Raw genomic sequence first — 17115 nt, forward strand, 5'->3', positions numbered from 1 at the left:
TATTGTTTTGCAACAGCGTTGTTTGGAAAGGAAACAGATGCCAAGTTTGAATCGAATTGTGCTGATTAATACGCACCTCCCCGGCGTTGTCGAACTCGCCCTCGATGGACACACCAATATTTGTGGTACCAATGCTTCGGGCAAGACCACGTTGCAAAGACTGATCCCGGTTTTTTATGGTGAATATCCCAGCCGCGTGGTGCCGTCGACTCGTGACAGTTTCGAGCGTTGGTATCTGCCCCACGATTCTAGCTACATTATTTATGAATATCTGCGCGATGATGGCTTGATGAATCAGGCAGTGTTGGCGTCTGCCGGTGACGGTAAAGGGGTTAATTATCGCTTTATTGCCAAAGGCTTCGAGCTGGAAGATTATGTAAAGTCTCACCAAGGAGACACCATTTTATGCCATAACATGGCCGAGTTGGGTCGTGAGATGAAACGTAACGGCGTGGCAATCACTAACCTGCTCAATACCCGCGAATTCCGCGCCATCATTCAAAACGATCGCACCTTACTCAGTACCGGTAGTAACCGCAGTGAGCTGCGCGGTTATGCGCGTCAGTTCTCCTTGTGTCAAAGTGAGCACTCGCTGCGTCATATCGAAAAATTGGCCAAAGCGGTGCATTCAAAAGAGGGTAAGATGGAGACGATCAAATCGATGATCGCCGCCATTTTAGAAGAGGATGGCGTTAATCCGCCGAGTTCTCGCCTTAATCCACAACGTGTAGAAGCTTGGATCCGAGAGAGTCAATTAATCCAAGGTTTCGAACAGATCCGTCCCGAGTTTGAAAAATTAGAGCAAGAGTTCAATCAGCTGCTCAGCGCCGAACAACGACTGGCGGGTCTCAAACGCGGTTATGCCAAAGACGAAGCCGCCGAATTAGCGCGCCAAGAACAGAATCAACAACGCTCTAAAGAATTAGGTCATCAGCTCAGACAGCTTGACGATGAATGGAAAGAGGTTCGAGATGAGCTCAATCTCGACTTGTCTGCTGCTAAGGGGGATGTGGCTAAGATTGAGCATGAGCTGGATGCTATCGAAGATCAGCATGCCAGTTTCCTCGATGCCGATATCGAACAGGCTAAATTGGATTTAGAGCAATTGCCGAGCTGGCGCGCAAATCTGGAAAACCTAACCGAGCGTCATAAGCTACAAACCGAAAAGCATCAAGATATTGAGGCGGCTTACAATGCCCGTCGTAGCAAGATTGGTGAAAATCTTAACCGTGAACTGGAAAAGCTCGACAAAGAGCAAGATAAACACCGTGAAGCTCGTGATAAACAGCAGACCTTGGCCCGTAGTGAGTTAGCCACATTAGAAGAGCAGTGGCGTGAGCAGATTGAAGCGGGTAAGGCTAAGCATAGCGAGCAAGTGTATCAACATAAGCTCACCGCTGCCGAGCTGACCATGCAGGTGAATAATGTCACCTACAGCGAAGAGGAAAAATTGGCACTCGCGGTATTCGATGAGCGGATTTCCCGTGCCGATGAAGAGCAGGAAGTGTGCAATCTCAAGTTGGACCGCCTCAGCAGTGAGGAGCGTAAACTTAGAGCCAAACGCGATCAGGCTAACGAGGCGTTGCGCCAAGCGGGCCAACGGGTGATTGAGCGTCAAACTGCGCTGGATGAGTTACATCATGTGTTGTATCCCCAGTCTCATACCCTGCTGGAATATCTGCGTAAAGAGGTCAACGGTTGGGAAACCAATATAGGTAAGCTGATTAATCCCGAACTCTTGCATCGCAGCGATTTGCATCCGACACCGTCTCAAGGCAACAGTTTTTGTGGTGTCGAGTTAGATCTAAAAGCCCTGGAAATTCCAGAATATGCCGCGTCCGAACAGGAACTTCGGGGGCGTTATAGCGAGGCGGAAGAAGCCTTGGCCAGTGCCAAAAGCTTGCAGGCAGAAGCCGAAGATCAGCTGGTGGCCATCAATGCCGAGCTAGATAAGCTGAACCGTGAGCTGACTTTTGCTAAAACGGCCTATAAAAATAGCCGTGATGATCTGCGTCGTTTATTCGATGAAAAACGTAGCGAGCAGGAAAAAATCAACAAGGCGCTGAGTGCCCGTAAGGCCGAGTCGCAAAAACGATTATCCAGATTAGACAGCGAGCTTAAACAGTTACATGCCCAGCATCAGGCTTGGGTTGATGATCAAAAAGAGCAAGCTCTCGAAGCGCGGATGGAGAAAAACGCCTACTGGCAAGAGGTGGTTGGCGTATTAGATAACCAGCTTTTACAAGTTAAGCAAAATATCGGGGAGCGTCGAGACGCGGCCAAGAGCGAACAGAAAGCCTGTGAGCAGTGGTATAAAAATGAACTCAAATCTCGCGGCGTCGATGAGGATAAAATTGTTCAGCTTAAACAGAGCATTCGAGAGCTGGAAAGCAATATCAGCCATGCCGATCAGCGCCGCAGCGAAGTATTGCGTTTCGATGATTGGTATCAACACACTTGGTTGTCGCGTAAGCCAAAACTGCAAACTGAACTCAGTAAAGTCAAAATGGCCGCCTCTGAACTGGAGCAACAGCTGACCTCAAGATCCAACGAAGTTAAACAGCAGAGACAACAACTCGATAATGAGCGTAAGCAGTCGGATGCCGCCCAAGTGGAAGCTTCTGAAAACCTCACTAAGCTTCGCAGTGTCATGCGTAAACTGGCCGAGTTGAAACTGCCAGCCAACAATGATGAGCTGCAAGGTGGCCTGAGTGAACGCTTGCGTCAAGGTGAAGAGCTACTGCTTAAACGTGATCAATTGCTGGGCTCGGTTAAGCAATATATCGAGCATTTCGATTCGGTGATTTTAAGTAAGTCGGGCTCAAGTTTGTCTGAAACTTGGGAGCGAGTTCGAGACGAATCTAGCTTCATCAATGATAAGGGCATACGTTTACTGGATTATCGTAAGTTGGTGCCACAGCTTGAGCAGCTACTTAATGTGTTAGTGCCACAGGCGGTCATGGGCTTGCGTGAACAAGGGCGTAACTTCGGTATCGATTTAACGGCGTTTTACGATGTATTAGCGGATATCGATCGCCGCATCGCCTCACAGAGTGCGCGTATTACCCGTGAAGTGGGTGAAGAGCTGTTCCTCGATGGTGTGAGTGAGTCGGCGGTTAAGATCCGATCACGTATCAGCGAGTTGGAATTCTGGCCTGAGCTAGAAGAGTTTGTGAAAGCCTTCCGTCAGTGGAAAGCCGATGGCTTTGCCGAATTGCCAGATGAGCATTACACCAACAGCATGCGCCGCGCCTTAGATATTATCGGTCGTGCAGCACTCTCGGGCGGCATTGCCAAGCTGCTGGAGATCGAATTACGCTTGAAAGAAGGTAACAGCGATCTGGTGATCCGCACCGACCGTCAGCTCAATGAATCTTCCAGTCACGGTATGGCGTACCTCATTTTATGTAAGTTCTTACTGGCCTTTACCCGCTTATTGCGTGGCCGTGCCGATGTGACTATTCATTGGCCAATCGATGAATTAGGTACCTTGCACCATGGCAACGTGAAGAAGATTTTCGATGCCTGTGAAAATAATAATATCAATGTATTAGGCGCGTTCCCTAACCCAGAGTCTGAGGTGTTAAACCTGTTTGCCAATCGCTATATCATCAATAAACAGACCAAGAAGTTGCAGGTGGTGAAACCTCAGGTGAATCCTATTGCCGATAAACTCAGCCAGCGATTTGCCAAGGAGGCGGTGTAAATGAGTAATCCAAGCCAAAGCGTACAAAGCGTATTAGTGGGCCAAGGTGCGGTCATTGAGAGTCTGCTTCGGGGTGAGTTTATCTGCCGTACCAGTAATGAAGAAGCGTGGCGCACACTGAAGTCGTCGACCACGCGCGATAGTGTTGAGCAATACCTTAATCAGATTAATCGCACCGTGGCTTCGGCTGGTGAGGGCGAGGTGTTTTTCTGCGGTTATCAGCAGTTGGGAGAAAACGAGCGCAAGGTGATATCCAGTCAGTTTCGCGATATCTGTAATGGGCTTATTCCACTGGTGGAATGGTTGGTATTAGTACAAGAAGCTAGTGGCCAAGATGCGCCATTATCGGAAGGGGCAGCGGTACGTTTAAGTGAACTGCAGATGCGCATCGAAGATACGCCGGCGTTTCGTGAGCAATTGGCCAAGATAAGTCATTACCGTTTATTTGGCTCCAGCAGTACTCAGGTGGATGCCCAAATAAAGTTAGTGTTTAAGCGTTTGGTCGAGCTAGGTTATCTGCTGCGTCCCAATGCCGAGAAGCAAATTTATATTGCAACAGGCAAGCTGGATTACCTTTATGAGGTGATTCGCTTTATCGACGAAACCGAAGGTTTGAGTCTAGAGGCGCAGGCTGAAACTGCGATTCAACGGGATCTTATCTAATGAGTAGTAACTTACACCAAGCCGGGGTAACGCTACTTAAACAGCTAGGTCGGCATGCCGATATCGTCATGGATGTGTATCTGTCTGGCTCGATTAGCGAAGCGGGTGAAAATGCTCAGGCGATAGAAAAACTGCGCAAAGCCGATATTCTCTGGCGGCCCGAACCAGGGCAAGATTTGCGTCTAAAGCGTTCGGTTCGAGCCTTGTTAGAGGAAGCGCTGAGCGATGAGCGTAATCGCCAAATTGATGCCAATGCCAGCTCAGGCTTAGCCACCATCAAGACCTTGGCCTCTCATTATAAAGAGGCGCGCCATGCGGTGGATTACAGTGCCAGCGAAGCTTATCTTGCGGATTTGAGTGAGCATGTATATAGCTTTGCCGAAGGACTTAGGTATTCGATTCGTGTGCTCTGGAGCCGGATCAATAATGAGTTTGGCTATGTGGGAACCATTAACGCTAAGATCCGTGAGAACGAATTAGCCCAAAGTCAGGTGAGCGAATTGCTTAATGGCTTGGAGATGTTTCAGTTTAGCGAGCTAGGTGAGATCGCCGGTGATATTCGCGAGTTGCGTAAGTTGTTGGTGACCACCTTGCAAGAAACATTGAGTGACTGTACTCAAGAGCTTAGCGTAGTGCAGAGCCGTTTATTGGAATTGCTGGGGCGCTTTAGGCAGATACAAGGACGTACGCGTTTACTCAAAGGCTGGTTGCTGTATACCGATCAACATCCTGATTATCGGGTTGCCGATCATGTCGGTCACAAGCAGTTACCTATGTTGTTTAATACCGCCGAGCCTATTTTGTCTGCTGCCGCAGTGGATGTGAATAATACCGGTTATGAAAACGACTTATTAGAGATGGTGTCGCAGATTAAGGCGATTTCACGAGTCGGTCGCGATGTGGTGTTGCGTGAACATGACGTGCCTTTTGCGCTAGTGAATGCCGAAGATTTCGATATTCCGGATAATCCACTTAAATTGGCGGTGGATGAATATTTCTGTGAGGTGATTGATTCAGGCTTACGTCAATCGGCCTTGGAATATCATCAGCAGAAAGCCTTAGAATGGGATAGCGAAAGCTGGCTCTATCAAGTGATCTGTGGTTTCGAGGGCTTGCCTGAAGAGCATCGTCGTTATTTTGAATTAGAGCCCATAGGTGAGCCTCATCCCGTCTATAACGGCAACTTTATTATTCGTGATGTGGAGTTGTGGTTGGCTTAAGGCGCACCCATCAGCTTATCTTTTCGTTAACATGCTAGGGTGAAAATTTAAAGCCACTTAATCAGTAAGTTAATCTAACTGATTAAGTGGCTTTTATGTTTCTCAGCGCTGCAGCTTATGATTATACAATTTTACTTATGTCTGTTTTTGTAAGGTGTAACCTTCTGTCGTTGCCTCTGATATAAATTCAATCGCTGATTATTCGTTATTTGTTGGTTTTTAATTTTGAATATTGCATCCAATAAAGATAAAACAACTACGTTGTTTGTGGTTTTTTTGTCTGAGTAGGTAGTGTTATCTGATTAAATGTAAAAGTTTAGCTTTGAATATTTAGCGTTATATTTTATTAATTTAATTAGATCATTCGCTTAAATTTTATTTTGTGATGTTATCAAGATGTAGCTTGTTTAACCTTTGCGGATTGTGATTGATCTTTTTCCTAGCATGATCCACTATCTTGGCCGAAATCGATAAGGCGTAGATCTTACGATGGGAGTTTCAGATGGAATTTCTACTATAAAGATAAACAAGAATAAGCGTACTCAAGAGACGCAAATTTAAGGCAAGCAGATGACAAAATCACTTTCTACGCGGATCTTTATTGGTCTGTTTTCGGGCCTGATTCTGGGCACAATCATTCAATATGTTTTAGGCGATATCAGCCTATTTTCCAATGATCTTATCGAATTGGCCTCTGCAGTCGGCACCATGTTCGTCAATTTAATTATGATGATGGTGGTTCCACTGGTATTTGTCAGTATTGTCTGTGGCGTGCTGGAGCTTAAAGATCTCAAGAGCTTTGGTCGCCTCGGTGGTAAAACCTTTGGCTTTTATATCATCAATACCTTAGTTGCGATTTTCGCCGCGTTGTCGGTGGCATTACTGCTTAAGCCCGGATTAGGCGTGGATATGTCTGGTGGCAGCGGTGTTGAAATTACCGCCACTGAGCTGCCTAACTTGCTGCAACTTCTAGTCAACATAGTACCAAGTAATCCTGTGTCTGCTTTTACCTCTGGTAATATGCTACAGGTGATTTTTATGGCACTGTTGATTGGCGGAGTGATTAAGTCAATGTCTGGCAGCCTGCCGCTACTGGAGCAAGGCTTTCAGCAGGCAAATAAGCTGATGATGAAGCTGATCAGCGTGGTGATGCAGCTGGCTCCTTATGGGGTATTTGCCTTGATGCTCAAACTAGGCGCGACCCTGGAAGCCAGCCTATTTCTCAGTGTTATCGAATATCTTGTGGTGATTTTAGCACTGTTACTCCTGTGGATTTTTGTTGTTTATCCTTTTGCAGTGAGTCTGTTTACTCCTATCAGCGCGAAGGAGTTTCGTGCCAAAACCCAAGAGCAAATCCTATTTTCGCTTTCTACTGCAAGTTCAAATGCGACCATTCCCGTCACCATGCGTACCTTGACAGAAAAGCTTGGAGTTAAACGAGCTGTAGCTGGTTTTGGTGTACCACTGGGTGCGACGATGAACATGGGGGGCGTATCGATTTATATCACTATCGCTATCTTCTTTGTAGCGAACTCCTTTGGCGCACCGATTGCCATGGAGCAACTACCTGCATTGTTATTTAGTATCTTCTTGCTTTCAGTGGGTGCAGGTGGTGTACCTGGCGGCGGTATGGTGATGATTGGCGTATTGATCCATCAGATGGGCCTGCCGGTTGAAGCGTTTGTGATTGTTGCCGCTTTGGATCGATTGATCGATATGGTGCTCACGTCTTGTAATGTTGTCGGCGACACAGCGGTATTAACCATAGTCGATGCCACCGAAAAGGAGCATGAGCTCGAACACACAGCAGATCCTGTGCAAGGATTACCAGCGGAAAATCGCTAAGCGCTAAACTAGGACTCGCAACAAAAAGTATAGCCACAGATCCAAGTTCAAATTAGGACAAAAGCTCGCCATCCGGCGGGCTTTCTTTTATGTGGTTAAGGCTGAGAGAATCTTCAATAAAGTAATGACTTAATGCCCTTTTAGCCTGCGACTCAAGGCGCTTTGGCTAATCCCCAATATCTGTGCGGCGGCGGTTTGATTATTGGCTGTGCGGCTCATGGCTTCATCCATTAGCGCTTGATTCATCTGTGCCAAGGTGGGCAATACCTTTGGGAAGATAATGTTATCTTGTGGGGTTTGGTTTAACGATTTGTGCTCATTAATCGCTTCCATAAAGGCCGAAGTGTTCAGTGCCAAGCCATCACTGCGACTCACGGCATCGAACACCATTCCTTTTAATTCATGCAGGTTGCCGGGAAAGGCGTAATTGGCCAGTTTAGCCGCTAAATCGGTCGGCTGGATAGGGGGTGGCAGTTGTAACTCTTCTGCGGCTAGCGCAATGAAATGATTGATCAGCATAGTGATATCTAATGGCCTGTCGGCCAGAGAAGGTAGTTTAATTTTATGGGCGCGAATGCGGTAAAGTAGATCGCTCCGGAATGTACCGGCTTGATGACGCTTGAGTAGATCTTCTTGGGTTGAAAGCACAAACTTGCATTTTACCGGGTAGTAAGTGTCACTCCCTAGAGGAGAATATTGTTTGCTCTCAATCAGTTCGAGTAACTTTGCCTGCGCATTTAAGCTGAGCGCGCTGATCTCACTAAGATACAGTACGCCTTTGCCCACCTGATGCAACAAGCCTGTCACGGCATCGATTTCACCATTGCTGTGATGATACAGCTGACCAAATAGTTTCTGCTCAAAAGCTTCACTGCTCAGCCCATTAAGGTTAAGGCCGATAAAAGGCGCATCGGGGTTACACAGATGATGGCAAGATTTAGCAAACTCGGTCTTGCCTGTGCCACTTTCACCGCAGATCAACAGTGGCTCAGAACTAAAGGCCACCGCCTCGAGATAACGAAATTGATCTAACAGTTGTGGTTCACAAGTCAGGATATTATTAAAGGCTTTGGGGTTAGCCAGAGTGCGACTTAGGAAGCGTTCTTTGATATGCAGGTAGTTACGTTCAAGACCTACAACTTCCAGGGCGCGGCGAACTGTATGCGCTAATCCTTCAACATTATCTGTCTTAATAAAATAATCATAGGCGCCTTTTTTAATACAGCGCACCGCAGTATCGACCTCATTAACACCGGTGACAATAATCACGCGAGTATTGGGAAAATCACTGCGGATCATCGCCAGTAGCTCTTCACCTGAATGAAACGGCATGGTGAGATCGAGTAACACTAAGGCATAATCGCCCACGCTAAGTCGGTTTTGTACTTGACGACTATCGACGCAAGTATCGATATCCGCATCGGGCACAAAGCGTTGTAAAGTAATGGCTAAGGTTCTTAGCCATGAGGCTTCATCGTCGACTAAAAGAATGTTTCTTGCCAGTTTCATCGCTTGGTTTCCTATTGCTGCAGTGCAAATGTCAGGCTGATGCTGGTGCCTTTGTTAAGTCTAGATTGCATCTGCATTTGTCCATGATGTTGTTTAATGATGCGGCTGCTCACAGACAGCCCTAAGCCAGTTCCACCTTCGGTGCGTTTGGTGGTAAAGAAAGGCTCTGTTACTCGCTTGAGCGTGTCGTTATCCATGCCGCAGCCATTGTCGCTGATCTTTAACACCGCTTTATCTTGATTGATTGTGGTTTCGATGCAGATAACTCCAGCATGGGCTTCACAGGCGTGGCAGGCATTTTGGATAAGATTAATCAGCACTTGTTGCAACTGCTGAGCATCACCACTGATAGTCGGACTAGGCTCATACAAGTTGAGGTTCAGCTGCAGAGTCTTAGTCTGATTGGCGGTGAGCCGCAGTGAGACTTGTACCACTTCATTCAGGCTGATTATGCTATGTTCATCGGCAATATGCGGCATGGCATAACGTTTTAAGTCATGCACAATACGTCCGATCCGCTGAGCACCATCTTCTATGGTTTGGCAGCTGTGTTGTAACTCTTCTATGGCGATATCTGGGGCTAACCCGGCTACCTGCCAGAAGGGGTTTTGCTTCTGATAATGGCTGCTCGCCGGAGCCAAATCTTTAATGGCAGCGCTGAACAGTGACGCTGCGTGAACGATTAATCCTGTGGGATTGTTGATCTCGTGGGCGATCCCCGCAGAGAGCTCACCCAGAGACGCCAGACGGCTACTCTCTTCGTTGGCTTGCCTTAATCTATGTTGTTCGGTGGATTCTTCTAATAGCACGACCACTTGATCTTGCGCTATGGGGTGGATCTGTAACTGCCAAAATTGTTGCCGATAGTGCATATCGGCTTTGATGGATTGTTGAGTGTTTAATACCTCAAGCACTGCAGTTTTTAATAAAAAGGGCTGGCCATCTGCATATTGAAACTCCTCGGAAACCAGTAGCTGGATATTGTTATCGTTACTCCACAGGCGTTGCATGGTTTGGCTAATAATGGTCACGCCATGGGGAATACCATCCAACACAGATTGAAATTGTGTCGATAACTCGGAAATTTCAGCTTCGACGCGATGGCGATGTTTTAGCTCCATATCCAGTGCCTGAGTTCGTCGGCGTAATCGCAAGCTGATATAACCGGTGTAGAGCATGCCAAGGGCAGAAATAGAGGCGATAAAAATCGCCAACACAAATACCTTTTGTTCGGTGGAGGTGAGGTCGACTTTTTCTCGACCTGTGCCGAACCATTTATTAACTAATTCATCGTATTCACCAGACAGTTTTAGTTGTCTTAAGGCATCGTTAATTTGGCTCATTAAGGCGGCTTTTTCTTTATTGGCCACAAAGTTGAAGGCGCCAAAGATTAAGGCATCACTGGAACTGCGAACTGCTGGGTAAAGGGGGAGTAGACGTCGGGCGACAAAGCTCTCGGCAATCACTACATCGACCTGGTTATCTATCATCTGCTGAAATCCAGTTTCATACAGATCGACATCGATACGCTCAAATTGTTGTGGTGACCCCGACAGGTACACATCGACGAAGGAGCCATTTTTTATGGCAACCCGTTTACCCTGTAAGTCGAGCCAGCTGGTGATCAGCGCTGAACCATGCAGAGTATACGCCTTGGCGTGAGTGACATAGATAGGGTCTGATTGACTTAATTGGCGATCTAGAGTGACAGGGCTAACGACGGCAATGATATCGATATCACTATCGGGTTGATGCACATCATAAACCAGCTGTTGAAAGCTTTTGCGTCTGACTAAGATGCGCTTATCGATCCGCTGGCCGATCCGTTCAAGCAGCTCGAGGTTAAAGCCCTGATCCACGCCATTGTTGCGCCATTCTAAAGGGGCCGTATTGGAGTGCACCCCAAACACGATACTCTCTTGCGAGCATACTGCAAAAGGGAGGCTGATAAGCAATAACCATAAATATCTCATGGCGCTATTTTACCTTTCATGTCATCGATGAAACTGTGCAGCAATGCGCGAATTAGCAATTAATTATGTAGCATTTTTAGCAAGGTGATCTAGGCCGCTTTTGGCTATGCAATTTTGCATATAGCCCCTTGGGTTTATGCAAGTTTGCATAGTGATTTTTGGGGCTTGTGATAGAGACACCATTTCTTGTTGCTATTTGAGTTATCCGATTGCTGGGCTGTCGAGCTTGAGCAATGATGAACTCGAAATTAAGTCTGAGTCGATGTCATAGAGCAGTGATAACGGCACTTAATGAATATTAAATTTACTGATAATTACATGCGTATTTCCGGGCTGAGTCTGAGATTTGATTCGCTTTGGAGGGGGAGCAAAAAATGAAAAAGATGAAACTAGCAGTCTGTCTAGCAACCATCATGGGTACTGGTGCTTTTATGGGTAATGCAATGGCGGCAGATAATCTTGCTGAGTTCCATGCCCAAAACCAAGAGTGTGATAGCTGTCATACCCCTGATGGCGACTTATCCAACGACAGCCTAACCTATGAAAACCAGCAATGTGTTTCGTGTCACGGCAGCCTTAAAGAGGTCGCTGAGTTAACCAAGCATGAACACTATAACGCTCACGACTCTCACTTCCCTGGCGATGTTTCTTGTACTTCTTGCCACAGTGCCCACGAAAAATCTATGGTGTATTGCGACTCTTGCCATAGCTTCGATTTCAATATGCCTTACGCTAAGAAGTGGGAACGTCATGAACCTACAATTGATGAATTAACTAAAGATAAAGCCGAACGTCAAGCTGCTCTTGCTAGCGCACCTAGAGACACAGTAGATGTTGTGGTTGTCGGTTCTGGCGGTGCAGGTTTCTCTGCCGCGGTATCTGCCCATGATAATGGCGCCAAAGTGATTCTCATCGAGAAAGAACCCGTCATTGGTGGTAATGCTAAGTTAGCTGCTGGCGGTATGAACGCTGCTTGGACAGACCAACAGAAAGCTAAGGGTATCGAAGACAGCGCAGAGTCTATGTACAAAGACACCATGAAAGGTGGCCGTGATATTAACGATCCCGCCTTGGTTGAGATCTTAAGTTCACACTCAAAAGGTTCAGTTGACTGGATGACGAAGATGGGGGCAGACCTTAACGACATAGGTCGTATGGGCGGCGCATCGGCTAACCGTTCACATCGTCCAACGGGCGGTGCAGGCGTTGGCGCTCACGTGGTGCAAGTGCTTTATGATAATGCGATGCAGCGTAACATCGACTTGCGCATGAATACTCGTGGTGTTGAAATCCTTAAAGATGGCGACAAAGTAAAAGGTATCTTAGTTAAAGGTATGTATACGGGTTATTACTGGGTTAAAGCCGATGCCGTCATTCTGGCAACCGGTGGTTTTGCTAAGAACAATGATCGCGTTGCTAAGCTAGATCCTAAACTCAAAGGCTTTATCTCAACTAACCAACCAGGTGCAGTGGGTGATGGCCTCGATGTTGCGGCGAATGCAGGTGCAGCAATGAAAGATGTTGAATATATTCAGGCGCATCCAACATTGTCTGTCAAAGGTGGCGTAATGGTTACCGAAGCAGTACGTGGTAACGGTGCTATTTTGGTTAACCGCGAAGGTAAGCGTTTCGTCAACGAAATCACCACTCGTGATAAAGCATCTGCGGCTATCTTAAAACAAACCGGTAAGTCAGCCTTCTTGTTATTCGATGACTCAGTACGTAAGTCTCTGTCTAAGATTGATAAATATATCGGTTTAGGTGTTGCACCAACGGCAAGCTCACTGGTGAAACTCGGTGAAATGCAAGGTATCGATGGTAAAGCGATGACCGAAACCGTAGCCCGTTATAATGAGTTTGTGAAGAGTGGTAAAGATGCAGACTTTGAGCGTCCAAACCTACCTCGAGCGCTGAACGAAGGTAACTACTACGTGATTGAAGTTACTCCAGGTGTACACCACACCATGGGCGGTGTGATGATTGATACTAAAGCTGAAATCGTTAATGCGAAGAAGCAAGTTATCCCTGGTCTTTATGGTGCGGGTGAGGTCACAGGTGGTGTTCACGGTGCTAACCGTCTGGGTGGTAACGCGATTTCGGATATCATCACCTTTGGTCGCTTAGCGGGTGAACAAGCTGCTAAATATGCTAAAGAGCACTAGTTTGCTAGTAGCTGATTAATCAGTAAAACGTTTTAGGATGATGAATGGTGTTATGGATGACGCCCCTAAAAAACCAGCACGGAGGCTGGTTTTTTTTGTGTCAGGAACGCTTATGCCAAAGTCCATGTACCAAAATGTTCTCTACATTTATGGCATTTTCTCCATGCATGGAGGTCAGATGATAGCTTTGGTATTTGTACATGGATTTGTGTTTATATTTAATGGCCGCGGTAAGCGGTAAGCGGTAAGCGGTAAGCGGTAAGCAGTAAGATTAAAGCTTAAAGTTGAAAAATTAATATCTAGTGTTTTTATCATTAAACCGTTAATAAAAAAGTCGCCATGGCGACTTTTTTATTGAGTCATTAGCTGCTAGAGGCTGGGCTCTTCGCTGTAATCCACTTGATGATATTCGAGACAAGTATCGACTTCGTTGGCCGAGCCTAAGATCACCGCCACACGCTGATGGATATTGCTAGGCGTGATATCTAAGATGGTTTCATAGCCAGTAGTCGCCTTGCCGCCCGCTTGTTCTACTAATAAAGACATAGGGTTGGCTTCATACATTAAACGCAGCTTGTATGGCTTTTCTGGGTTTTTATTGTCTGTGGGGTAGGTGAATAAGCCACCACGACATAAGACTCGATGCACATCGCCAACCATAGCTGCAATCCAGCGCATGTTGAAGGCTTTTTCACGTGGTCCAATTTTTCCCAGTAAAAGATCGCCAATATAGGTCTGCATTGGCGCTTCCCAGAAGCGTTGGTTTGACATGTTGATGGCAAACTCGGCGGTATCTTTGCTGATCGACATCGCTGGGTTAGTCAGTAGATATTCGTTGGTTTCAGGGTTAAGGGTAAACAGCTGTACCCCTTGACCAGTGGTGAGGGCTAACATGGTCGATGGACCATATAACACATAGCCAGCGGCCACTTGGTTACGACCCGATTGCAAGAAACTCTGTTGTGTTAACTCCCCTTTAGGCGCAGGTAATACCGAGAAGATAGTTCCCACTAGTGAGTTAATATCGATATTCGATGAGCCATCGAGTGGATCGAAACACACTAAGAAATCACCACTCTGACCCACTTCGACGATATGGTCTTCCTCTTCAGAGGCTAAACCGCGCACTGTGCTGTCAGCCTTGAGCGCGTCTTTGAGCATATCGTTAGTGATCACATCTAATTTTTTTTGGGTTTCGCCCTGAACATTTTCTTGTTCAGTTGCCCCCAGTATGCCAGCCAATGCACCATGACGAACGGCTTGGCTAATGGCTTTAGAGGTGTCAGCTAAGGTCAGAATGAGTTGCGACAAAGGAGCATCTATCCCTTGTGAACTTAAGTGTTGTGCCAGAGTTTGCATGTTATTCCCTTTGACAGTAAGAGTTAAACTCTCGTTTTAGGTCGGATCTTATTTGATGTTGTAATTATTGCGCAGATTCTACCTTAAATCGCTAGATGTCGCGAGTTGTTACCGCTTAGCATTGCAGGGGGAAATAGCGGCTATAGCGTTTTTCTGGATGAAGTTTAGCGTTTGTATTTACTCTCCTTCGATCTTAGACTTTTACTCTCCGACTCGAAGTTTTTATCGAATTAAGGCACAATGCCTGCGCCTAGATCCCATCAGGCTTAACTGAATTAGTTTTCTATCCAGGATATAATAATGAATAAAACATGGATAAGCTCAGCCCTCATGGTGCTCCCTATGCTTTTCTCTCAGTCGGCCAGCGCGTCGCAACCCGCTTTAAAACAGCCTGTCGGGGGTACTACGCCACTGACAATCGAACGTATCTCAGCTTCGCCAGCGTTAGCAGGAACCAGTCCTCGTGGCCTTAAGTTGTCACCGGATGGTAAGCGTGTGACTTACCTTGCCGGTCGTGATGACGATCAATACTTTTACGATTTATGGCAGATGGATGTGGCCAGCGGCGAACAAAAGGTATTGATTAATGCCGATGATCTTAAAATCGCCGAACTCTCCGATGAAGAGAAAGCCCGCCGTGAGCGTCAGCGCATCTATGGTCAAGGGATCATGGAATACTTCTGGTCTGAAGATAGTCAGGCGATTCTGATCCCTGCTTCAGGGGCGCTGTATTATTACTCGGTTGCCGATGGCAAAGTGACGCAGCTACCTACCGGTGAAGGCTTTACTACCGATGCCAGACTGTCACCTAAAGGCCATTTTGTTAGCTTTGTACGAGATCAAAACCTGTATCTGCTTAACATCAAAACGTCGGCCTTAACCGCACTGACCACCGATGGTGGCGGGGCGATTAAGAACGGCATGGCTGAGTTTGTCGCCCAAGAAGAGATGGGGCGTATGACAGGTTACTGGTGGGCGCCGGATGAATCGGCTATCGCCTTTACCCGTATTGACGAGTCCGGCGTTGAGCTAGTGACGCGCAATGAAATTTATGCTGACGGTATTAAGCTGACTGAGCAGCGTTATCCTGCAGCGGGTCAGAACAATATCACCATTGAGCTTGGGGTCGTTAATATCGACAACAAGCAGGTGAAATGGATCGATATTGGCAAAGAGAAAGATATCTACTTGCCACGAGTAAAATGGTTACCCAATAGCAAGCAGCTTTCTTTCCAATGGCAAAGCCGAGATCAGCATCAGTTAGATTTACGTATTGCGGATCTACGTAATCAAGAAACTGCCGATGTTGTTATTCAAGAGCGCAGCGATGCATGGGTTAATCTTAATAAAGACTTACGTTTCTTGAAAAAACAGCCGCAACTCATTTGGGCATCGGAGCGTGATGGTTTTAATCATCTGTATTTGTTTGACCTACAAGGTCGCTTAATTCGCCAATTAACCAAGGGTGACTGGGCTGTCGATCAAGTGGAATATGTCGACGAGCAGGGCGGTTATGTTTACTTTACCGGCCGTAAAGCCAGCGTGATCGAAAAGCACTTATTCCGAGTGCCACTTAAGGGTGGAAAAATCGAGCAATTAAGCCAACGTAGCGGTATGCACGATGCGGTTTTTGCCGATAATCAGCCTATCTACCTTGACTATTTTAACAGTCTGGCTCAGCCGCCACAGATCAGTCTGCATGATGAAAATGGTCAGCGATTGGCTTGGGTTGAGAAAAATAAATTAGACGACTCACATCCGCTACATCCTTATTTCGGCTTATGGCAGTTGCCGACCTTCGGTGAGATAAAAGCCGAAGATGGCCAGACACTGCAATACCGTCTATTTAAGCCGGTCGATTTTGATGCTAAAAAGCAATATCCGGTGGTAGTTCGCGTGTATGGCGGTCCACATGCTCAGTTGGTTGTTAACAGCTGGAGTAGTCATGACTACTTTACCCAGTATTTATTGCAACAAGGCTTTATCGTATTCCAGTTGGATAATCGTGGCTCGGCGCATCGTGGTACTCGTTTCGAACAAGTGATTTATAAACACTTGGGTGACGCGGAAGTTAACGATCAGAAAGCGGGTGTCGATTACTTGCGTAGCCTAGCGTATGTCGACGGTGACAATGTCGCTATTTATGGTCACAGCTATGGTGGTTATATGGCGTTGATGAGCTTGTTTAAGGCTCCGACACATTTTAAGGCCGCAATCTCTGGTGCACCTGTTACCGACTGGGCACTGTACGACACGCATTATACCGAGCGTTATCTGTCAGACCCTGTGAGCAATGCTAAAGGTTATGAAGCCAGCAGTGTCTTCCCTTATGTTAAGGGTTATCAATCCGGCTTGTTGATGTATCACGGCATGGCGGACGATAACGTGTTATTTGAAAATAGTACCCGCGTGTATAAGGCTCTGCAGGATGAAGGCAAACTGTTCCAGATGATCGATTATCCGGGGTCTAAGCATTCGATGCGTGGTGAGAAGGTGCAGAATCACCTATATCTTTCATTGGCAGATTTTCTCGAGAAGCAACTGAAAAGATAGCTGCGAGGTTCGGGGTTAGAGGAGCGAGCGGTAAGTTTTAAGCGGTAAGTGAAGCCCTGTCGTTTTGAAAGCGATAGGGCTTTTTTTCGCTTATTTGGTGAATATATTTACTCTTTTAATCAAAC

9 protein-coding genes are annotated in these 17115 nt (G+C 46.6%); 6 read left to right on the forward strand and 3 right to left on the reverse strand.

Features of this window, described 5'->3' with window-relative positions; translation table 11 throughout:
• Window positions 1-37 precede the first annotated feature (37 nt).
• The 4 genes from L1D21_RS11755 to L1D21_RS11770 all read left to right on the forward strand — a co-directional run bounded on the left by L1D21_RS11755 (window position 38) and on the right by L1D21_RS11770 (window position 7434).
• Window positions 38-3706 (forward strand): ATP-binding protein, encoded by a 3669-nt coding sequence (locus L1D21_RS11755; protein ID WP_239845434.1) that lies wholly within the window; start codon window positions 38-40, stop codon window positions 3704-3706.
• Window positions 3707-4369 (forward strand): hypothetical protein, encoded by a 663-nt coding sequence (locus L1D21_RS11760; protein WP_239845435.1) that lies wholly within the window; start codon window positions 3707-3709, stop codon window positions 4367-4369.
• Window positions 4369-5589, forward strand: a complete 1221-nt coding sequence (locus L1D21_RS11765; RefSeq protein ID WP_239845436.1) for a phosphoenolpyruvate carboxylase — start codon at window positions 4369-4371, stop codon at window positions 5587-5589. The genes L1D21_RS11760 and L1D21_RS11765 overlap by 1 nt, the downstream gene beginning before the upstream one ends.
• 570 nt (window positions 5590-6159) lie before the next feature.
• Window positions 6160-7434 carry a dicarboxylate/amino acid:cation symporter gene (locus L1D21_RS11770; protein ID WP_239845437.1) on the forward strand — a complete coding sequence of 425 codons (1275 nt, stop codon included), beginning with the start codon at window positions 6160-6162 and terminating at the stop codon, window positions 7432-7434.
• A 129-nt stretch (window positions 7435-7563) separates the two neighbouring features.
• Here L1D21_RS11770 and L1D21_RS11775 read toward each other — a convergent pair whose 3' ends face one another.
• Together L1D21_RS11775 and L1D21_RS11780 are read right to left on the reverse strand one after the other, a co-directional pair.
• Window positions 7564-8943 carry a sigma 54-interacting transcriptional regulator gene (locus L1D21_RS11775; protein WP_239845438.1) on the reverse strand — a complete coding sequence of 460 codons (1380 nt, stop codon included), beginning with the start codon at window positions 8941-8943 and terminating at the stop codon, window positions 7564-7566.
• 11 nt (window positions 8944-8954) lie between these two features.
• Entirely contained in the window at window positions 8955-10916 is a 1962-nt protein-coding gene (locus L1D21_RS11780; RefSeq protein WP_239845439.1) for a transporter substrate-binding domain-containing protein, read from the reverse strand.
• Window positions 10917-11290: 374 nt separating this feature from the next.
• Between L1D21_RS11780 and L1D21_RS11785 the strand changes: the two genes are divergently transcribed.
• Window positions 11291-13078, forward strand: coding sequence for a flavocytochrome c (locus L1D21_RS11785; protein WP_239845440.1), 1788 nt, complete (start codon window positions 11291-11293; stop codon window positions 13076-13078).
• A 369-nt stretch (window positions 13079-13447) separates the two neighbouring features.
• Here L1D21_RS11785 and L1D21_RS11790 read toward each other — a convergent pair whose 3' ends face one another.
• Window positions 13448-14437, reverse strand: coding sequence for a class 1 fructose-bisphosphatase (locus tag L1D21_RS11790; protein WP_239845441.1), 990 nt, complete (start codon window positions 14435-14437; stop codon window positions 13448-13450).
• Between the two features lie 300 nt (window positions 14438-14737).
• Between L1D21_RS11790 and L1D21_RS11795 the strand changes: the two genes are divergently transcribed.
• Entirely contained in the window at window positions 14738-16990 is a 2253-nt protein-coding gene (locus L1D21_RS11795) for a S9 family peptidase (RefSeq protein ID WP_239845442.1), read from the forward strand.
• Window positions 16991-17115: the final 125 nt, after the last annotated feature.

The sequence above is a fragment of the Shewanella sp. Isolate11 genome, from assembly GCF_022398315.1.
Classification (GTDB): Bacteria; Pseudomonadota; Gammaproteobacteria; order Enterobacterales; family Shewanellaceae; genus Shewanella.